Genomic DNA, 18,937 nt, shown 5'->3' with positions numbered 1-18,937 from the left:
GAGGCATGAGCGCGTTCGGCCGCGGGGCCGCGGACGGCTTCGCCCGGGCCGTCGCCGTCGACGTCGGCCCGACCCCCGCCTTCGAGGGCCAGCGCCGGCTTTTCCACGGCGCGGCCGTGCCCCCGAACGGGCGGGACGCCGCCGGCTGGGGCGTGCACCGCGTGATGGGCACGGAGACCGAGTTCGGCATCCACGCGCCGGCCAACCCGGGGGCGCACCACAACGTGCTCTCGGTCGAGCTCGTGAACGCGTACGCGGACCTGGTCACCCGCTCCGGCTCGGCGGTGGCCGGCACGGAGTGGGACTACGCGGGGGAGTCGCCGCTCGTGGACGCCCGCGGCTGGCGGCTGCCGCGTTCGGCGGCGCACCCCTCGCAGCTGACCGACGAGGCGCTCGTGGGCCCGGACGGGGAGCCCGTGCACCTGCTGCTGTCCACCGTGCTGGCCAACGGCGCGCGCTGGTACGTGGACCACGCCCACCCGGAGTACTCGTCGCCGGAGACGACCACCCCGCGGGACGCCATGGTGTGGGACGCCGCCGGGGACCTGGTCGCCCAGGCGGCGGCCGAGCACATCGGCCAGGCCGAGGGCGCCCCGGAGGTGCTGGTCTACAAGAACAACGTGGACGGCAAGGGCCAGTCCTACGGCGCGCACGAGAACTACCTCGTGGCCCGGTCCCTCGACTTCGAGGAGCTCACCGCCGTCCTGCTGCCGTTCTTCGCGGCGCGGCAGGTGCTCGTGGGCGCGGGCCGCGTGGGCCTCGGCCCGGCGGGGGAGCGGCCGGGCTTCCAGCTGTCGCAGCGGGCCGACTACTTCGAGGAGCCCGTGGGGCTGGAGACCACGATCCACCGGCCGATCGTCAACACGCGGGACGAGCCGCACGCCCGTCCCGAGGCCTACCGCCGGCTCCACGTGATCATCGGCGACGCGACGCTGAGCCAGCACGCCACGTGGCTGCGGATGGGCATGACCGCGCTCGTCCTCGCGATGGCCGAGGCCGGGACGGCGCCCCGGCTCACCCTGGACGACCCGGTGGCCGCGTTGCAGACGATCAGCCACGACCCGGGTCTGCGGGCCACGGTGCCGCTGCTCGAACGCACCGCGGACGGCCCCGTGCGCCGGCACTGGACCGGGCTGCAGATCCTGCGGTCCTACCTGGACGCGGCCCGCGCCCACTGCGCCGCCTTCGGGGTGACGGATCCGCAGACGCGCGAGGTGCTGGAGGCCTGGGCCATCGACCTCGACGACGCCACCGCGGATCCGCTGTCCCTGAGCGACCGCGCCGATTGGGCGGCCAAGCTGCGCGTCCTCGAGGGCCTGCGGGCCCGCACGGGCGCGGACTGGACCGACCCCCGCCTCGCGATGGTGGACCTGCAGTACGCCGACCTGCGCCCGGCCCGCTCCCTGCACCGCCGCCTCGTGGCCGCCGGCGCCCTCCGGACGCTCGCCGACGAGGCGGAGATCCGTGCCGCCGTCGCCACGCCGCCGCGGGCCACCCGCGCGTGGACCCGCGGCAACCTCGTGGGCCGCCACGGTGACCGCGTGGCCGGCGCCGCGTGGGAGACCCTGCTGCTGCGCGGGGCGGGGGAGCGGGTGCACCGGCTGCACCTGGCCGAGCCGCTGGTCGGCGCCGCCGTCGACCTGCCCGGCTGGTGGGAGGACGCCGCCGCGCCCCGGCCCGACGACGAGGCGCTCGTGGCCACGCTGGCGCCGCTGTTCGGCGCGCGGGCCTGAGGCGAGGGCGGGCGCTCAGCCCGCGACGGCCGCGCGCACGCGGCCCAGCAGGGCGTCCGCCCGCGCGACGAGACGGTCCGCCCGGTCGACGTCGGTGCGCAGGACGCCCTCCAGGCCCTCGTCGCGGAGGGGGCCCAGGTTGGTCTCGAGGGTGACCGCGGCGGCGGTGAGGCCGCCCCGGACGCAGCCGAGCGCCGCACCGACGTCGGAGAGCACGTTCGGGTTCGCCGCGTCCAGCACACGCTCGGCCAGGTCCAGTGCACGCGCGGCGGCATCGACGATCCCGCGGGGTGGCCGGACGGCCTCGGCCAGGGCGGCCTGGATCGCGGACGAGCGTCGGGCCCGGTCCTCCGGGGTGTCGCGGGGCAGCCCGAACGCCTCGGCCACGGCGCCGAAGCCCCGCTCGTCGCCGTCGGCGAGGCCGAGGCACGCCGCGATCAGGCCCTCCGATGCCCGGGCGTCCTCCTCGGCTGCGCTGAACCGGGCCGCCATGGCCAGCAGTCCGGCGCCCTCGGCGACCGCCAGCGCGCCCGTCGCGCCGCCACCGGGGTGGGCTCGCCGGAGGCGAGGCGGCCCAGATAGCTCTCGATGCTCTCGTCGCGGATCATGCCCCCACGGTGCCAGACCGGGCCCGACCGCGGCCCGCCCTCAGGCGCGCTCCCAGGACGCGACCGGCCCCGGGACGATCGTGAACAGCGGGTGCACGTCGGGGACGGGCGTGTCCGACCACCGTTCGAACCAGGCGGGGCTGCGCGCGGCCAGCTTGGCGCACAGGTGACGCCACTCCAGGTCGCGCTGGCCCGTGGTGGCCGGGATCGGTGCGAGACCGGCGGGCGGGATGCGCACCGCGCCGTCGGGGGCGGGGCACGGCCGGTCGATCCGGGAGTGGTCGAAGCGATAGCCGCGCGCCGTGGCCTCGGCCTCGAGGCCGGAGAGGAACGCGCCGACGGCGCCGGACGGGTCCGGGTGCTCCCGGAACCTCAGCAGCTGCGGGTGGTCCCGATACCCGCGCGTGCGGCCGGCCAGGACGGCCTGCGCGAGCAGGGCCTCGCGCCAGGCGCCCGTCAGGCCCTGACGGTCGAGGTGGCGGGGGTGAAGGGTCCACAGACGCATGCCCCCATCCTGCCAGCGCGGGGCAACCCGGGGACGTGGGGCTGAAACGTGGCCCGCGCGTGGGGCAGGATGGGTGGACGCGGACGGAGCACACCGACCCGCGTCGACGCACGAGGAGGCCACCATGTCCCAGGAGCAGATCCGCCCACGCCCGTCCGGCGGCGACGACGAGACCGACGCCGCGGCGGGCCAGGCGCACGTGAAGCCCGCGGCCCAGGACCAGGGCCTGGACAGCCTGCTGGACGAGATCGACTCGGTGCTGGAGTCCAACGCCGAGGAGTTCGTCAAGGGCTTCGTCCAGAAGGGCGGCCAGTGACCGACGCGGACCGCGCCCGCCGGATCTTCGGCCTGGAGACGGAGTACGGCGTCCAGCATTGGAACCCGCAGGGGCGCCCGCTCAGTCCCGAAGAGGTCGTCCGCTACCTCTTCCGGCCCGTCGTCGAGTGGGGGAGGTCCTCGAACGTGTTCGTGGCCAACGGCTCCCGGCTCTATCTCGACGTCGGCTCCCACCCCGAGTACGCGACCGCCGAGTGCTCGACGCTCGACGAGCTCATCGCCTCGGACGGGGCGGGGGACCTGCTGCTGCACGACCTCGTGGTCCAGGCCGAGGAGCGCATGGCCGCGGACGGGGTCGGCGGCCGGATCCACCTCTACCGCAACAACGCCGACTTCTCGGGCAGCTCCTACGGCTCCCACGAGAACTACCTGCTGCGCCGGCGCACCGAGTACCGGCGGCTCACCGAGGCGCTCGTCCCGTTCCTCGTCTCCCGGCAGATCCTCGTGGGCGCGGGCCGCGTCGTGCCCGCCGGCACGTGGCCCGAGGGCGAGGGCCCGGCCCACTTCGCGTTCTCCCAGCGCGCCGACTTCGTGCAGGACGGCGTGTCCTCCTCCACCACGCGGTCCCGGCCGATCATCAACACGCGGGACGAGCCGCACGCGGACGCCTCCGAGTACCGGCGCCTCCACGTGATCGTGGGGGACTCGAACCTCTCCGAGCACACCCACCTGCTGCGCTTCGGCGCCACCGACCTGCTGCTGCGGATGATCGAGGCGGGCTTCCCGCTCGGGGACCGCGTCGTCGCCCACCCCACCCGCGCGGTGCGGCAGATCTCCCACGACCTCACCGGCACGGCCCGCATCGCGCTCCGGGAGGGGGAGGCCTCCGCCCTCGAGCTGCAGGAGCACTACCTCGAGCGGGCCCGCGCCTTCGTCGCCGCGGAGGGTGCCCACCACGACCGGGTGGGGGAGGTCCTCACCCTGTGGGGCGAGGTGCTCGACGCCGTCCGCACCGGTGACCGGTCCCGCATCGAGGACCGCATCGACTGGGCGATCAAGCTGCGCCTGCTGGAGGACTACCGGGCCCGCCACGACCTGGGCTGGGACGCGCCCCGCCTCGCCCAGCTGGACCTGGCCTTCCACGACATCGACCCCGACCGGGGGCTGTTCCGCCTGCTGCTGCGGCGCGGCGCCGTCGCGCGCCTGCTGCCCGAGGACGCCGCCCGGTCCGCCGTGGAGACCGCCCCGCCCACCACCCGGGCCCGCGTGCGCGCGGACTTCGTGGCCCGCGCCCGGGAGCGCGGCCTGGACTACGCCGTCGACTGGACGACCCTGAAGCTCACCGACCATCCGCTGCACGCGATCGTGACGAAGGACCCGTTCGACACGTCGTCGGCCGCCGTCGACCGGCTGTTCGAGCGGATCGCCTGACAGCGCGCGTCCAGGACGCGCCGTTAGGGTGACCCGCATGAGTTCGTTCGAGACCCCCCAGCCCCCGACGGCCCGCCGCCGTCGCCGCCTGCTGCCGCTGCTGTCCCTCGGCGCCGCGGGCCTGATGCTGGCCACCGCCTGCGCCACCGGCGACAACGGCGCGGACCAGCCCCACAGCGACACCGCGTCGGCCTCCACGTCGGCCGCCCCCGAGCGGGCGGCCGTCGGCGAGGGCCAGGGGGAGCCGGACGCCCTGACGGGTGTCACCTTCACGGAGGGCGACGGCGGGGCGCCGACGGTCGAGATCGACGGGGAGATCGACACCGACCAGCCCACCACGCGCGTGCTGACCGCCGGCGAGGGGGAGCAGGTGCAGGAGGGCGACGTCCTGAAGATGTCGATCGCCGTCGTCGATCCGGCCAGCGGCGAGGTGGTCGCCGAGAACTTCAGCGGCGAACCGGAAGCCGTGCCCGTGGACGACCAGCTCAAGTCCATGAACCCGGAGATCCACGAGATGCTGGTGGGCAACGGCGCCGGCACGATCGTCGCCGCGTACAGCCCCGAGTACGACGTCTCCGTCCCGCAGACCGAGAGCGCGTCGCCGAGCGCCTCCCCCTCCACCCAGACGCAGCCCGCCCAGCTGTTCGTCTACAAGATCGACGCCATCCTGCCGAAGCAGGCCGAGGGCGAGGAGGTGACCGAGCGGGACGAGCGCCTGCCCGACGTCACCGTGGACGAGCAGAGCGGCCGGCCGAGCATCGCGAAGCCCGACGGCGAGGCGCCCCAGGAGCTGGTGGTCCAGCCCCTGATCGAGGGCGAGGGCCGCGAGGTCGGCGCGGACGACACCGTGACCGTGCAGTATGAGGGCGTGACGTGGTCCGACGGCGAGGTCTTCGACTCGTCCTGGGAGACGGGCCAGGCGATCACGTTCTCCCTCAATCAGGTCATCGAGGGCTGGAAGGAGGGTCTGGCCGGCCAGAAGGTGGGCTCGCGCGTCCTCCTGTCGATCCCGGCCGAGAAGGCCTACGGTGAGCAGGGCAGCCCGCCGGCCATCGGCGAGAACGAGCCCCTGCTGTTCGTGGTGGACATCCTGGACGCCCAGGCGTCCGCCACCCCGTCGGCGAACTGACCCCGTCCACGAGAACCCAAGAGGAGAGCACCGTGTCCTTCGGACAGCGTGACTACGACCGCACCAAGCCCGAGATCGACTTCCCGGGCGAGACCCCGCCCACCGAGCTCGTGGTGGAGGACCTGATCGAGGGCTCCGGCCCGGCCGTCGAGGCCGGCTCCCGCGTGCAGGTCCACTACGTGGGCGTGGCCTGGTCCACCGGCGAGGAGTTCGACGCCTCGTGGAACCGCGGCACCCCGCTGCCCCTGACCGTCGGCGTCGGCCAGGTCATCGCCGGCTGGGACCAGGGCCTGCTCGGCATGAAGGTCGGCGGCCGCCGCCGCCTCGAGATCCCGCCGCACCTGGGCTACGGCGCCCGCGGCGCCGGCTCCGCGATCGGGCCGAACGAGACGCTCATCTTCGTCTGCGACCTCGTCTCGGTCGACTGACCCCGGGCCCCGTGACCCCACCCGCCCCACGGCGCGCCGGCGACGAGGCCGCCGAGCGCATCATCTCGCTGCTGTGGCTGCTGCTCTCGGCGCCGCACGGCCTCGAGCGTGACCGGATCCGACGGCAGGTCGTCGGCTATGAGGGGCTCACGGACGCCGCCTTCGAGAAGCTCTTCCAGCGGGACCGCCGCGTGCTGCGCGCCGTGGGGGTCCCGCTGGAGACGCTCGAGCCCGCCGGCTTCGACGAGGGCGAGGCGGGGGTGCGGCACCGCGTCGTCCGCGACGCGCTGCTGCTGCGCGACCTCGACCTGACCGTGGACGAGCGCCGCGCCCTCGTGCGGGCGCGGCGCCTGTGGGGCGACTCGCCGCTGCGCGCCGACGTCGTCCGCGCCGTGGGCCTGCTGTTCCAGCCGGCCACCGACCTCACGGGCGACGACGAGCTGGCCGGGTACCACACCCTCATGCCCCGGGCCGACCCCCGGCTCGAGGCCCTCACCCAGGCCGTGGCCGACGAGGCCGTGCTGCGCTTCCCCTACCGCGACGCGCGGGGGCGGGCCACCCGGCGCACCGTGCGGGCCTGGTTCCTCACCCTCGTGCGCGGCCGCTGGTACCTCACCGGCTGGGACCTCGACCGCGGCGCCGAGCGCAGCTTCCGGCTCACCCGGATGGAGGGGGAGCCGCGCCGCGTCGAGCGGGCGACGGACGCCCCCGGCCGTCCCGAGGACCACGACCACGCCGGCCTCGTGGCGCGCCTGGCCGGGCAGGCCGACGCCGAGCGGATCCGGGTGTGGCTCGCGCCCGGCCGGGGTCAGGGCGTCCGCGCGGTCGGTGAGCCCGCCGAGCCCCGGGTCGAGGACGGCGCCGCACCGGGGCCCGACTGGGAGCTCTGGGAGGCCCCCGCCGGACCGCGCGAGGACGGCCTCGCCGCGGAGATCGGCGGCCTGCTGGGCCGGGCCGTTCCCTCGGCCGCGCACCCGGACCTGACCGACCGCGTCCGCGCGGGCCTGGCCGCCGCGGCGGAGGCCCACGCCGGCCCCGCCGACCCGGCTCTGCTCGAGGTCCCGCTCGCCGCGCCCGTCCGACGTCGCGCCCGCGACTCGAGCGAGGACCTCGTGGGCCGCCTGCTGGACATCGTGGGGCTGGCCAACCGGGCCGGCGGGGTGGACCGGGCGGAGCTGCGCGCGCGTCTCGGGGTCACCGACGAGCGCCTCGACGCCGACCTCGAGACGCTGCGCTACTGCGGCATGCCCGAGCGGGACTTCCCCGGCTTCCAGTTCGAGGTGGCGGAGGTGGCCGGCCGCGTCCACGTGGAGCGCGCCGCCGACCTGGCCGGTCCCGTGCGGCTGACGCGCCCCGAGGCGCACAGCCTCGTGGCCGCCCTGCAGACGGTCGCGGACCTGCCGGTGCTGGACGAGGCCGACCGCGAGGCCGCCCGCTCCGCCCAGCGCCGGATCCGCGCCGCGGTCCTGGACGCGGGGGCCCCGGATGCGGACGACGCGGACGACGCCGCCCTCCGGGAGGCCGAGGCGCACACCGCCGGCGAGCCCCCGGTCGCCGTCGCCGCCCACTGGGACGTGGCCGTGGACCCCGCGACGGTGCGCACCCTGCTGGCCGCCGTGGCGGAGCGGGCCGTCGTGCACCTGACCTACCGCTCCGTGCATGCCGATGCCCTCACCGAGCGGGACGTGGAGCCGCTGGCCCTGGTGCAGGACGGGGCGCGCCTCTACCTGCAGGCGTGGTGCCGTCGCGCCGAGGACCACCGGGTGTTCCGGGTGGACCGGATCAGCGCGCCCGCACCCACGGGGGAGACGTTCGCGCCCCGGGCTCGGCCCGCGCGCTGGCGGGTCCATCCCGACGACACTGCGGGGGTGCCGGTGCTGCTGCGCTGGGCCCATCCCGTCCGCGACGCGGCCGCCGGCTACCGCCCGGACGCCCAGGCCGACCTGCCCGACGGCGACCGGCTCACCCGGGTGCATCTGACCGACGCCGGCGTGGCGGCCGCGCTGGTCGGACGCCACGGCGGCGCCGTCGAGGTGCTGGCCCCCGCCGACCTCCGGACGTCCGTGGCGGACGCGCTGGGCGATGCCCTCGCGGCCCTGCCGGCGCGGTAGCCTGGACCCCGGAACCCCATCGAAAGGACCCTTCATCATGGCTGGACTCCAGGGCTGGCAGCTCGTCATCATCATCCTGCTCGCGATCCTGCTCTTCGCGGCGCCGAAGCTGCCCGCGATGGCCCGCAACCTCGGCCAGTCGATGCGCATCTTCTCCTCCGAGGTGAAGCAGATGCGCACCGAGGGCAAGGGCACCACGGACGAGCGCTCCGGCGCCGGCTCCACCGCCGCGGACGAGCCGGTTGAGGGCCGCGTCGTCGAGCGTGACGAGACCGACCCGCGCGACCCGCGCTGAGCCGGAAGGACCCCCACCCGATGACCGAGGTCGACGAGGTCGCCCGCCGCACCCGGCGCCGCCGGAAGCGGCGGGACAACCCCACCGGCGAGATGCCGCTGCGCGAGCACCTCACGGAGCTGCGCAACCGACTGCTGAAGTCGGCGCTCGCCGTCGCCGTCGGCATGGTGATCGGCTTCCTCGTCTACCAGCCGGTCATGGCGGAGCTGTTCCGCCCGGTCAAGGAGATCGCCAGCCAGGGACACACGGCGGCCGTCGCCTATGACACGGTGGCCTCGCCGTTCGACCTCATGCTCAAGGTCAGCATGTTCATCGGGCTCATCCTGTCCAGCCCGGTCTGGCTCTACCAGATCTGGGCATTCATCGTGCCGGGTCTGAAGAAGGCCGAGAAGAAGTACGCCCTGGGCTTCATCGCCGCGGCCGTGCCCCTGTTCATCTTCGGCATCGCGCTGGGGTGGCTCGTGATGCCGCAGGCCGTCCAGTTCTTCGTGGGCTTCACTCCCGAGGGCGGCGCGAACCTCCCGACGGCGTCGGTGTACATCAGCTTCGTCACGCGTCTCTACCTCGCGTTCGGCGTGGCCATGGTCCTGCCGGTGCTGCTGGTGGGACTGAACATGCTCGGCATCCTGCCGGGCCGCACGATCGTCCACCACTGGCGCATCACCGTCTTCGTGATCATGCTGATCGCCGCGATCGCCGCCCCCGGTGCGGACGCCATCTCCATGTTCTACATGGCGATCCCGCTCGTCGTCCTCTTCGGCGTGGCCATCGTCCTGTGCCTGTGGGGGGACCGTCGTCGTGACCGCCGCTCGGGGCAGCGCGAGGTGGACGTCGAGGCGGAGCTCGCCGAAGGCCCGAAGCCGCTCGATCAGATCTGAGCGTCGTACGCGGCGGCCCTCCCGCCCGGACGCACGACCACGACGGTGTCCGGACCCGCCAGTAGGGTGGGGCCATGGCCCACCATCCCGCGTCCGCGACCCCGCACGACGAGCCCGAGCTGAGCCCGGCGGAGCGCTACGCCCGTGCCCGGGCGGCCCGGCACCACGCCGGCTCCGAGCTCGGCCGGTTCGCCGCACGCGTGGGCTTCCCCCTCGACGACTTCCAGCGCCGCGCGTGCGCCGAGGTGGAGGACGGCCACGGCGTCCTCGTCGCGGCGCCCACCGGCGCCGGCAAGACGGTGGTCGGCGAGTTCGCCGTCCATCTGGCCCTGGCCCGCGGCACGAAGGCGTTCTACACCACCCCCATCAAGGCTCTCAGCAACCAGAAGCACGCGGACTTCGCCCGCGTGCACGGTGCGGAGAACGTCGGCCTGCTCACGGGGGACACCTCCGTCAACCCGGATGCGCCCGTCGTCGTGATGACCACCGAGGTGCTGCGCAACATGCTGTACGCGCAGTCCGACACCCTCATCGACCTCGGCTTCGTCGTCATGGACGAGGTCCACTACCTCGCCGACCGGTTCCGGGGCCCGGTGTGGGAGGAGGTCATCATCCACCTGCCCGAGCACGTGCAGCTGATCTCCCTGTCCGCCACGGTGTCCAACGCCGAGGAGTTCGGCGCCTGGCTCGACACGGTCCGGGGCGCCACCACCGTGATCGTCTCCGAACACCGGCCGGTGCCGCTGTGGCAGCACGTCATGGCCGGGGGCCGGCTCTACGACCTGTTCGCCGAGGACATCGCCTTCGAGGACACCGCGGACCGGGACGGGGAGGCCCTGCTCAACCCCGAGCTCAAGCGCCTGGGGAGGAGACCGAGCGCCGGTTCCAGCGCGCGGACTGGGGACGGCCCGGGCGGCAGCAGCACCGCGACGGGCGCGGGGGCGGCCCGAAGGGCCGGGTCAGGGGCGGCCGACGCACGACTCGCGACGGCGGCCGGGGCCGGAACGGCTCCTCCGCGCTGGACCGGGAGCGGCCGGTCTCCGGTCGGCCGGGCGGTCACGACGGCGGCCAGCGGCGCGGACCGCGGCTGTCCACGTCGCGCCCAGAGATGATCCGGGCCCTCGACCGCGACGGGCTGCTGCCGTGCATCACCTTCATCTTCTCCCGGACCGGCTGCGACGCCGCCGTGGAGCAGTGCCTCCGGGCCGGGCTCGACCTCACCACGGCGCGGGAGAAGGCGCTCGTGGCCGAGCGGGTCGAGGAGGCGGCGCGTCTGCTGCCCGTCGAGGACCTGGAGATCCTCGGGTTCTGGGCGTGGCGCGACGGCCTGTCCCGGGGCTTCGCGGCCCACCACGCCGGCATGCTGCCCCCGTTCAAGGAGGCCGTCGAGGACCTGTTCGCCGCCGGCGCGCTCAAGGCCGTGTTCGCCACGGAGACCCTCGCCCTCGGCATCAACATGCCGGCCCGCTCCGTGGTGATCGAGAAGCTGGTCAAGTTCAACGGCGAGAACCACGTCGACATCACGCCGGGGGAGTACACCCAGCTGACGGGCCGGGCGGGCCGCCGCGGCATCGACGTCGAGGGCCACGCCGTGGTGATGTGGCGTCCCGGGCTGGACCCGGCCGCCGTCGCGGGCCTGGCCTCGCGCCGCACCTACCCGCTGCGCTCCTCGTTCCGGCCTACCTACAACATGTCCGCGAACCTGCTGGCACAGGTCGGGGCGGAGCGGGCACGGGGCATCCTCGAGTCCTCGTTCGCCCAGTTCCAGGCGGACCGCTCCGTGGTGGGGCTGGCCCGCGAGGTCCGCTCGAAGCAGGCCAGCCTCGAGAAGTACGAGGAGGCCATGCAGTGTCACCTCGGCGACTTCGCCGAGTACCTCACCCTGCGCAAGGAGCTCGCGGCCGCGGAGAAGTCCGGCTCGCAGGGGCGCCGTCGGGCCCACCTGGCCGCCGTGAAGGACTCGCTCGCGAACCTCGCGGTCGGGGACGTCGTCGAGCTCGACGCCGGCCGCGCGCTCGGCCGGGCCGTCGTCGTGTTCCCCGCCGGCAACCTCCAGAACCCGCGCGTCGGCGTCGTGACGGACAAGGCGCAGCTGCGCCGCATCACGGTGGACGACGTCGCCGGGCCGGTCGAGCCGGTGGCCGGCGCCGCCCTGCCCCAGGTGGTGCAGGTGAAGACGCCCGCGCAGCGCAAGGACGTCGCCGCGCTCATGCGCGAGGCCGTGCGCACGGGCCGCCCGCCCGCCGGAGGCCGCCGCACGGCGGGCTTCCGCCTCCGGGAGGACCCGGCCGCGCCCCGGGTCGAGGAGCTGCGCCGGGCACTGCGCCGCCACCCGTGCCACGGCTGCCAGGACCGCGAGGAGCACGCCCGCTGGGGCGACCGCTGGTGGGCCATGCGGCGGGAGGTCTCCGTCCTGCGGGAGCGCATCGCGGGCCGCACCAACACCATCGCCCGCACGTTCGACCGCGTCGTCGGTCTGCTGCGCGCCTACGGCTACGTCCAGGAGGACGCGTCCTCGCCCCGCGCGGCGCTCACGGAGCGCGGCGAGGCCCTGCGCCGGATCTACGGCGAGCGGGACCTGTTCACCTCGCTGGTGCTGCAGGATCCGGCCACGGACGGCTTGACGCCGGAGGAGTGGGCCGCCGTCGCCGCGCTGCTCGTGTACCAGGGCAGGGGGAGGCCGAGCCCGGACTGGTCCCGATGCCGACCCCGCGGCTCGCGCGCGTCGCGGAGGCCGCCGAGCGCATCGAGGAGCGCCTGCGCACGGACGAGGCCCAGGCCCGGCTCGAGCCGACGCCCCGGACGGACCCCGGGCTGGTGGCACCCATGCACCGCTGGGTGCGGGGCGCCACCCTGCGCCGCACCCTTGACGGCGCGGACCTCGCCGCGGGCGACTTCGTCCGCTGGGCGCGGCAGGTCATCGACGTGCTGGGCCAGCTGGCCAACGTCCCCGGGGACACCCGTCGCAGCCGTGCCTGCCGCCGGGCCGCGGACCTCGTCTCCCGCGGCGTCGTGGCCACCTCGCTGCCGGCGGCCTCGGCGCCGCGCGCGGACGAGGACTGACACGGGCTAGGGTGGGCGGGTGAGCGCACACCTGTTGACCCGCGGCATCATCCACTCGACGACGGACCCGTACGCACAGGCGCTGCTGGTCCGGGACGGGATGATCGCCTGGCTCGGCGCGGACGACTCCGCGGACCGCGTGGCCGACCCGGGTGACGAACGGCGGGACCTCGACGGCGCCGTCGTCGTGCCCGTGTTCGTCGAGCCGCTGGCCCGGCCCGCGGACGCGCGGGACGCGCTGAGCCGCGGCACCGCCGTCGTGACGGTCCTGGCCGGGCCCGAGGACACGGGCGCCGCGCCCGCCGACGAGGACGTCCAGACCGTCGTCTACCGGCACGCCGACCGCGTGGACGCCGAGGCGGCCGGGGTGTGGCTGCCCGTCGGGACCGACACCGACCCCGCCACGCTCACCGGCCTCCTGACGGCCTCGACCCAGGCGGGGGAGCAGGCCTACCTCGTCCCCGACGGCGGTGCGGACGCCGGGCCCGCCGCCCAGGACGTGGCCCTGACCGCCCTGCGCTCGGTCGCGGAGGAACTCGGCACCGCCGCCCTGGGCCGCGTGCGCCATCGGCTCGTGGTCACCCACCCGGTCACCGCCGAGGACCGCGCCTTCCTGGCCGCCGCCGGGGTCAGCGCCACCGTCGTCCCCGACGCGGACGGCGTGCTGCACGCCCCCGTGGCGAGCCTGCTGGCCGACGCCGTCACCGTGTGCCTGGGCGCCGGCCCGGCCGGGGACCCGTGGGCCGCCGTCCGGTCGGCGCTGTCCCACCCCGACCCGGACGAGCGCATCTCCGCCCGCTCCGCCTTCGCCGCCGCGACCCGCACCCGCTGCGCGCGCTGCCCGACGCTCCGGCGGCACGCCTGTCCGTCGCCCCGCGCCTGAGCGTGTCGGCCCCGGCCGTGTTCGGCGTCTGGGACGCCGACGCGGTCGCTGTGCAGTCGCCGGACGGCCGGGTGGCGGCGTGGAGCACGGACACCCGGGCCGGCACGCCGCTGCTGCCGGCCCTCGACGCCGAGACCGCCCTGCCCCGCTGGCGGGCCACCTGGGTGGACGGCCGGATCGCCGCGGAGGACGTGGCCCGCGACGCTCACGACGCCGCGACGCCGGCCTGAGACCTCCGCTTCCTATACTCGAACGGATGCGATGGCCCGTCCGACCGGCGGGCCGCCCCCACGACCCCGGCCGGAAGGCGAGAACCGCACATGCGCGTGCTGACCATCATCCCCACGTACAACGAGATCGAGTCGCTGCCGCTGACCCTCGGCCGACTCCGTGACGCCGTCCCGGAGTCCGACGTTCTCGTGGTGGACGACGCCTCCCCGGACGGCACCGGCGACTGGGCCGACGCCCGCGCCGCCGAGGACCCCTCCGTGCACGTGCTGCACCGCACCACCAAGGACGGCCTGGGCGGCGCCTACATCGCCGGGTTCCGCTGGGGCCTGGAGCGCGGCTACGACGTCCTGGTCGAGATGGACGCGGACGGCTCGCACCAGCCCGAGCAGCTGCCGCGCCTGCTGGAGGCCGTCCGCACTGCGGACCTGGTGATCGGCTCGCGCCGCGTGCCGGGCGGCAAGATGGTGAACTGGCCGACCTCCCGCAAGATGATCTCGTGGGCCGGCTCCCTGTACCCGCGGATCATGCTCGGCCTCAACCTGACGGACATCACGGCGGGCTACCGCGCCTACCGGGCCGACACGCTCCGTGCGATCGACCTGGACGCGATCGAGTCCAAGGGCTACGGGTTCCAGGTGGACATGACCTTCCGCACGGCCCGCCTCGGCAAGCGGATCGTCGAGGTCCCGATCACGTTCGTGGAGCGTGAGCTCGGCGAGTCCAAGATGAGCGGCGGCATCATCGGCGAGGCCGTGGTCAACGTGACCCGGTGGGGCCTGGCCGCGCGCTGGGAGGGCCTGCGCGCCCGCCTCGGCCTGTGAGGCGCACAGTCCCCGAACGACGACGGGGCCGGATCCATGGCGGATCCGGCCCCGTCGTGCATGGGGGAGCGGCGGGTCAGGCGTCGACCTCCTCGCCGCGGCTGGCGCGCAGCTTGTTGAGCTGGATCTTGTAGGTCTCCTCCAGCTCCTCGAGGCTGCGGCGCTCACGCAGCATGTCCCAGTGGGTGCGCACGGGCTTGCCCTCGGTCTCAGCCGGCTTCTCGCCGCTGACGAGGAACGCCTCCTTGCCGGTCTTCGAAGTCCAGGTGGCCGGCACGTCCGCCTCCACGGAGAAGGTCACGAACACCTGCTCGCCGTCCTCCGTGCGGTACTCCACCCGCTGCCGGGCGGCGGGCTCGACGCCGGCCTCGGACTCCAGGGACTGCGCGCCCAGGCGCATGCCCCGCAGGCTGCGATCGCTCACGTTTCCTCCTCGTCAGGCCGCGCCGAGGCCCGCGCGGGGGCGCGGGCCGATCGAGGCGCGGCGGGTCGTTCTCACCGATGGAACCATTCAGTGTCCCACAGCATTCCCGTCGGCCTCGCCGGCCGGGCGGGTGCCGGGGGTGCGGCCGGCCGACGGGTCGGGCTCGATCTCCTGCGGCGTGGCCAGGGCCTCGTCGAGCGAGGTCTGCGGCATGTCCTCCGCCGTCACCGCGCCCGCGGTCATCGCGTCCATGACGCCGCTGGCGCGCAGGGCGTCCGCGGTGGTGGGACGGGACCCACGCGGCCGACGCGCGCGCTCCGGGGTGACGCCGGAGTGCTCGGCTCCCGGCTCGCCCGCGCGGTCCCCGGAGTCCCGACGCCGGGGTGCGTGCTCCGGGGTGGGGCGGTCGCCGTCGCCGGGGGCGAACGCCTCACCGAGGCCCTGCAGGGCGCGGGTGAGCTCGGCGGGGACCACGAACATGGTGTTGGCCTGGCCGTCGGCGATCTTGGGCAGGGACTGCAGGTACTGGTAGGCCAGGACCTCGGAGTCGGCGCCGCCGGAGTGGATGGCGTCGAAGACCACCTCGATCGCCTCCGCCTCGGCGTTGGCGCGCAGCACGCGGGCCTGAGCCTCGCCCTCGGCGGAGAGGATCTGGGACTGGCGCTCGCCCTCGGCCGTGAGGATGGCGGCCTGCTTCGTGCCCTCGGCGGTGAGGATGGCGGCGCGGCGGTCGCGCTCGGCGCGCATCTGCTTCTCCATCGAGTCCTGGATGGACATGGGCGGGTCGATGGCCTTGAGCTCCACCCGCGAGACCCGCAGGCCCCAGCGCGTGGTGGCGTCGTCCAGCACGCCGCGCAGCTGGGAGTTGATGGAGTCGCGAGAGGTCAGGGCCTCCTCGAGGTTCATGCCGCCCACGACGTTGCGCAGGGTGGTGGTGGTGAGCTGCTCCACCGCGTGGATGTAGTTGGCGATCTCATAGGTCGCGGCCTTGGCGTCCGTGACCTGGAAGTAGACGACCGTGTCGATGGAGACGACGAGGTTGTCCTCGGTGATCACCGGCTGGGGCGGGAAGGAGACGACCTGCTCGCGCATGTCCACCATCGGGAGCATGCGGTCCACGAACGGGATGATCAGGGTCAGCCCGGCGCCGGCCGTGCGGTTGTACTTGCCGAGGCGTTCGATGTTGGCCGTCCGCGCCTGCGGGATGATCTTGACCGAGGAGGCCACGATCACCGCCGCGAGGACGGCGAGGACGACGAGGACGATGAGGGTTTCCATCGGGGTCCCTTCTTCTGGGGTCGGTGCGGTCGGTGCGGTCGGTGCGGTCGGAACGAGGACGTGGGGCGGCTCAGGCGCCGTCCGCCTCCCAGTCGATGCGGGGGAGCGGGCGGACCACCAGGGTGGCCCCGTCGATGCGCAGGACGGTCACCTCGTCGCCGGGGGCGACCTCGGGCGCCCCGGGCTCGACGCGGGCGGACCAGGTGTCGCCGTCGACGGCGAGCGTGCCGGCGTCGCCGGTGATCGCGCCCTGGGCCGCGACGCGGCGCCCCGGAAGCGTGTCCAGGTAGGAGGCGCCGGCGCCGGTGTCCTTGCGCAGGTGGCGCAGCGCGACGGGGCGCACGGCGGCGAGCATCAGCAGAGCGACGGCGGCGAACGCCGCGAGCTGGAGCGCCAGCGGGCCGCCCACGAGCGCGACCACTCCCGCCGCGCCGGCCCCGGCGGCGATCATCAGGAAGACGAGGTCGAGGGTCAGCAGCTCGACGCCGGCCAGGCCGGCGGCCAGCACCAGCCACAGCCAGCCCGCGTTCGCCTCGATCCACTCCATGCGTGCGCTCCCCTCCGTGTCGGGTGCGCGGACGGGTCTGCCGCGCGTCGACGTGTGATCCCCATCCTGCCCTATGCAGTGGCGTCGGACACAGCGTGTCCCCAGGCGGTCCTGGAAGGAGGGGGCTACCGACCGGTAATGTGAGCTGCATGACATCTTCACCCGTCGCGGTCTCGCCCCTGCTCCAGCCGATCACTCTGGGCCCCCTCACGCTGCCCAACCGGGTGGTCATGGCCTCGATGCACATGGGACTGGAGGATCGGCACGACGACCTGCCGCAGCTGGCGGCGTTCTACGCGGAGCGGGCACGCGGCGGCGTCGGACTCATCGTCACCGGCGGCCTGGGCGTCGTCCCGGAGGGCACGGTGACGCTGGGCGGGGGGATGCTCGCCAGCGAGGAGGACGCGCGCGCCCATCGCGTCGTCACGGACGCCGTCCACGCCGCCGGGGGCAGGATCCTCGCCCAGCTGCTGCACGCCGGGCGCTACGCCCCCAGCGCCGACCTGGTCTCGGCCTCCGCGGTGCGAGCCCCGATCTCGCGGCACACGCCCCGGGAGATGACGGCCGCGGACATCGAGCGGACCGTGAACGCGTTCGCACGCGCGGCCACGTTGGCCCTGGAGGCCGGATACGACGGCGTGGAGATCATGGCCTCGGAGGGCTACCTCCTCAACCAGTTCCTCGCCCCGGCGACGAACCGACGCGCGGACGAGTACGGGGGCGACGCCGAGCGCCGACGCCGGTTCCCGGCGGCGGTGGTCGCGGCCGTGCGCGAGGCGCTGGGGGAGCGCGGCGTGCTCTCGGTGCGCACCTCGGCGGCGGACCTCGTCCCCGACGGGCAGACGCGCGCGGAGATCGCGGACACCGCCCGGGCCTTCGAGGCCGCCGGAGCGGACGTCCTGATGACCGGCATCGGGTGGCACGAGTCCCGCGTGCCGACCATCGTGACCTCCGTGCCGCGCGCCGCGTTCCTCGCCGCCTCGGCTGACCTGACCGCCGCCGTCGACATCCCCGTGATCGCCTCCAACCGGCTCACCACCCCCGCCGAGGCGGAGGAGGCGCTGACGTCCGGGGCCGCCGCGCTCGTCGGGCTGGCCCGGCCCCTGCTGGCGGACCCCGAGTGGATGGCCGCGATCAGCGACCCGCGCGCTCGGACCCTGACCCCGTGCATCGCCTGCAACCAGGCCTGCCTCGACCACGTGTTCACCGGGGCCAAGGTCTCGTGCCTGATGAACCCCCGCGCCGGGCGGGAGACGGAGCCGGAGTACGCCGCGCCCGTCCCGGTGGCCCTCGGCCGCCGGCGCCGGATCGCCGTGGTCGGTGCCGGGCCGGCGGGCCTCACGGCGGCGGAGCGTGCGGCCCGGTTCGGGCACGAGGTCACCCTGTTCGACCGGCACGCCGAGCCCGGCGGCCAGTTCCGGCTCGCCCGGCGCATCCCCGGCAAGGAGGAGTTCGGTCCCGCGCTGGAGCACCTGGCGGCCCGCGCGGCGGCGTCCGGGGTGACGCTCGTGACCGGGGAGGAGGTATCCGCACAGACACTCCTGACCGACGACGGGCGGCCGGGTTACGACGAGGTGCTCCTCACCACCGGCGTGCGGCCCCGGCCCGTCGATCTGCCCGGGACGGGGGAGCCGGGCGCGCCCGCCGTCCATGCCTATGACGACGTGGTCCTGGGGCACGTCGACGTCGGCCCGCGCGTCGCGGTGATCGGCGCCGGCGGCGTGGGCGTGGATGTCGCCGAGGCCCTGGCGGCCGGCACGGAACGGCCGGACGGGACACCCGAGACGCAGGAGCACTGGCGGGCCCGCTGGGGCGTGGCACTGACCTCGGAGACGCCGGGCCAGCTGGCGAAGCCGGCCGCGGCCCACCCCGGACGCGAGGTCCACCTGCTCCAGCGCAGCCCCGGACCGATCGGCGTCCGACTGCGCCCCACCACCGGCTGGGTGCACCGCGCCGAGCTGCGGCGGCACGGGGTCCACCTGCACTCCGGTGTGACCTACGAGGGCCTCGGCCCCGACGGCCTGCGCGTGACCGCGCCGTCCCCGGAGGACCCCGAGGCCCGCGTGGCGCTGACCCTGGACGTGACGGACGTCGTCGTGTGCGCCGGGCAGGAGTCCGAGACGGATCTCGTCGAGGACCTGGTGGCTGCGGGCTACGCGCCGGAGGCGGTGCGCCTGATCGGTGGCGCGGCCGAAGCCCGCGAGCTCGACGCCTACCGGGCCATGGACCACGCCGTGCGGGCCGTGCAGGGCTGAGCCGCGCCGCCGGCCGGCGGGCCCTCCCGGGCGGACGACGT

At 75.0% G+C, this 18,937-nt stretch carries 17 protein-coding genes and 1 pseudogene; 13 read left to right on the top strand and 5 right to left on the bottom strand.

The features are described from left to right. Positions 1 to 5 precede the first annotated feature (5 nt). Positions 6 to 1,733: a depupylase/deamidase Dop gene (gene dop / locus POD19_RS09325; RefSeq protein ID WP_340309438.1), complete on the top strand. Its 1,728-nt coding sequence runs from the start codon at positions 6 to 8 to the stop codon at positions 1,731 to 1,733. 15 nt (positions 1,734 to 1,748) lie between these two features. Here dop and POD19_RS09320 read toward each other — a convergent pair whose 3' ends face one another. Then, a complete protein-coding gene (locus POD19_RS09320) occupies positions 1,749 to 2,231 on the bottom strand; it encodes a cyclodeaminase/cyclohydrolase family protein (RefSeq protein ID WP_340309512.1) in 483 nt (160 codons plus the stop codon). A gap of 150 nt (positions 2,232 to 2,381) precedes the next feature. Beyond that, entirely contained in the window at positions 2,382 to 2,846 is a 465-nt protein-coding gene (locus POD19_RS09315) for a pyrimidine dimer DNA glycosylase/endonuclease V (RefSeq protein WP_340309437.1), read from the bottom strand. Between the two features lie 124 nt (positions 2,847 to 2,970). Here POD19_RS09315 and POD19_RS09310 point away from each other — a divergent pair, with 124 nt between their 5' ends. The 11 genes and pseudogenes from POD19_RS09310 to POD19_RS09260 all read left to right on the top strand — a co-directional run bounded on the left by POD19_RS09310 (position 2,971) and on the right by POD19_RS09260 (position 14,392). Then, positions 2,971 to 3,162 carry a ubiquitin-like protein Pup gene (locus POD19_RS09310; protein WP_115164939.1) on the top strand — a complete coding sequence of 64 codons (192 nt, stop codon included), beginning with the start codon at positions 2,971 to 2,973 and terminating at the stop codon, positions 3,160 to 3,162. Further along, positions 3,159 to 4,553, top strand: coding sequence for a Pup--protein ligase (pafA, locus tag POD19_RS09305; RefSeq protein ID WP_340309436.1), 1,395 nt, complete (start codon positions 3,159 to 3,161; stop codon positions 4,551 to 4,553). The genes POD19_RS09310 and pafA overlap by 4 nt, the downstream gene beginning before the upstream one ends. Positions 4,554 to 4,590: 37 nt before the next feature. Next, positions 4,591 to 5,682: an FKBP-type peptidyl-prolyl cis-trans isomerase gene (locus POD19_RS09300; protein ID WP_340309435.1), complete on the top strand. Its 1,092-nt coding sequence runs from the start codon at positions 4,591 to 4,593 to the stop codon at positions 5,680 to 5,682. Between the two features lie 32 nt (positions 5,683 to 5,714). Next, the gene (locus tag POD19_RS09295) at positions 5,715 to 6,110 is read left to right on the top strand and encodes an FKBP-type peptidyl-prolyl cis-trans isomerase (protein ID WP_010078659.1); all 396 of its coding nucleotides are present in this window, start codon (positions 5,715 to 5,717) and stop codon (positions 6,108 to 6,110) included. A gap of 11 nt (positions 6,111 to 6,121) precedes the next feature. Beyond that, positions 6,122 to 8,221, top strand: a complete 2,100-nt coding sequence (locus POD19_RS09290; RefSeq protein ID WP_340309434.1) for a helix-turn-helix transcriptional regulator — start codon at positions 6,122 to 6,124, stop codon at positions 8,219 to 8,221. Positions 8,222 to 8,258: 37 nt separating this feature from the next. Further along, a complete protein-coding gene (locus POD19_RS09285) occupies positions 8,259 to 8,516 on the top strand; it encodes a twin-arginine translocase TatA/TatE family subunit (RefSeq protein ID WP_002855080.1) in 258 nt (85 codons plus the stop codon). A 20-nt stretch (positions 8,517 to 8,536) separates the two neighbouring features. Continuing rightward, positions 8,537 to 9,394 (top strand): twin-arginine translocase subunit TatC, encoded by an 858-nt coding sequence (gene tatC, locus POD19_RS09280; RefSeq protein ID WP_041103787.1) that lies wholly within the window; start codon positions 8,537 to 8,539, stop codon positions 9,392 to 9,394. A 74-nt stretch (positions 9,395 to 9,468) separates the two neighbouring features. After that, positions 9,469 to 12,457, top strand: a pseudogene (locus POD19_RS09275) (DEAD/DEAH box helicase). A 19-nt stretch (positions 12,458 to 12,476) separates the two neighbouring features. After that, positions 12,477 to 13,340 (top strand): hypothetical protein, encoded by an 864-nt coding sequence (locus POD19_RS09270; RefSeq protein ID WP_340309433.1) that lies wholly within the window; start codon positions 12,477 to 12,479, stop codon positions 13,338 to 13,340. A 2-nt stretch (positions 13,341 to 13,342) separates the two neighbouring features. Beyond that, entirely contained in the window at positions 13,343 to 13,570 is a 228-nt protein-coding gene (locus POD19_RS09265) for a hypothetical protein (RefSeq protein WP_340309432.1), read from the top strand. A 90-nt stretch (positions 13,571 to 13,660) separates the two neighbouring features. Continuing rightward, positions 13,661 to 14,392 (top strand): polyprenol monophosphomannose synthase, encoded by a 732-nt coding sequence (locus POD19_RS09260; protein WP_036315073.1) that lies wholly within the window; start codon positions 13,661 to 13,663, stop codon positions 14,390 to 14,392. 76 nt (positions 14,393 to 14,468) lie between these two features. Here the strand turns inward: POD19_RS09260 and POD19_RS09255 are convergent, their stop codons facing one another. The 3 genes from POD19_RS09255 to POD19_RS09245 all read right to left on the bottom strand — a co-directional run bounded on the left by POD19_RS09255 (position 14,469) and on the right by POD19_RS09245 (position 16,641). Continuing rightward, the gene (locus POD19_RS09255; RefSeq protein WP_060774975.1) at positions 14,469 to 14,816 is read right to left on the bottom strand and encodes an RNA polymerase-binding protein RbpA; all 348 of its coding nucleotides are present in this window, start codon (positions 14,814 to 14,816) and stop codon (positions 14,469 to 14,471) included. A gap of 87 nt (positions 14,817 to 14,903) precedes the next feature. Continuing rightward, entirely contained in the window at positions 14,904 to 16,094 is a 1,191-nt protein-coding gene (locus tag POD19_RS09250; RefSeq protein WP_078025539.1) for an SPFH domain-containing protein, read from the bottom strand. A 70-nt stretch (positions 16,095 to 16,164) separates the two neighbouring features. Then, on the bottom strand, positions 16,165 to 16,641 hold the full coding sequence (locus tag POD19_RS09245; RefSeq protein ID WP_020624804.1) for an NfeD family protein: 477 nt from the start codon (positions 16,639 to 16,641) through the stop codon (positions 16,165 to 16,167). Positions 16,642 to 16,790: 149 nt separating this feature from the next. On the opposite strand from POD19_RS09245, the gene POD19_RS09240 reads away from it, so the two are divergent. Continuing rightward, a complete protein-coding gene (locus tag POD19_RS09240) occupies positions 16,791 to 18,896 on the top strand; it encodes an NADPH-dependent 2,4-dienoyl-CoA reductase (RefSeq protein WP_144818830.1) in 2,106 nt (701 codons plus the stop codon). Positions 18,897 to 18,937 lie beyond the last annotated feature (41 nt).

The sequence above is a fragment of the Micrococcus sp. GPGPB33 genome, from assembly GCF_037853785.1.
Classification (GTDB): Bacteria; Actinomycetota; Actinomycetes; order Actinomycetales; family Micrococcaceae; genus Micrococcus; species Micrococcus luteus.
This window is presented reverse-complemented; position numbering and strand designations above follow the sequence as displayed.

Bases quoted from the DNA above. Each gene is read 5' to 3' on its own strand.
- dop (WP_340309438.1), top strand. From the start codon at position 6: ATGAGCGCGTTCGGCCGCGGGGCCGCGGACGGCTTCGCCCGGGCCGTC.
- POD19_RS09315 (WP_340309437.1), bottom strand. From the start codon at position 2,846: ATGCGTCTGTGGACCCTTCACCCCCGCCACCTCGACCGTCAGGGCCTG.
- POD19_RS09310 (WP_115164939.1), top strand. From the start codon at position 2,971: ATGTCCCAGGAGCAGATCCGCCCACGCCCGTCCGGCGGCGACGACGAG.
- POD19_RS09300 (WP_340309435.1), top strand. From the start codon at position 4,591: ATGAGTTCGTTCGAGACCCCCCAGCCCCCGACGGCCCGCCGCCGTCGC.
- POD19_RS09285 (WP_002855080.1), top strand. From the start codon at position 8,259: ATGGCTGGACTCCAGGGCTGGCAGCTCGTCATCATCATCCTGCTCGCG.
- tatC (WP_041103787.1), top strand. From the start codon at position 8,537: ATGACCGAGGTCGACGAGGTCGCCCGCCGCACCCGGCGCCGCCGGAAG.
- POD19_RS09260 (WP_036315073.1), top strand. From the start codon at position 13,661: ATGCGCGTGCTGACCATCATCCCCACGTACAACGAGATCGAGTCGCTG.
- POD19_RS09250 (WP_078025539.1), bottom strand. From the start codon at position 16,094: ATGGAAACCCTCATCGTCCTCGTCGTCCTCGCCGTCCTCGCGGCGGTG.
- POD19_RS09245 (WP_020624804.1), bottom strand. From the start codon at position 16,641: ATGGAGTGGATCGAGGCGAACGCGGGCTGGCTGTGGCTGGTGCTGGCC.
- POD19_RS09240 (WP_144818830.1), top strand. From the start codon at position 16,791: ATGACATCTTCACCCGTCGCGGTCTCGCCCCTGCTCCAGCCGATCACT.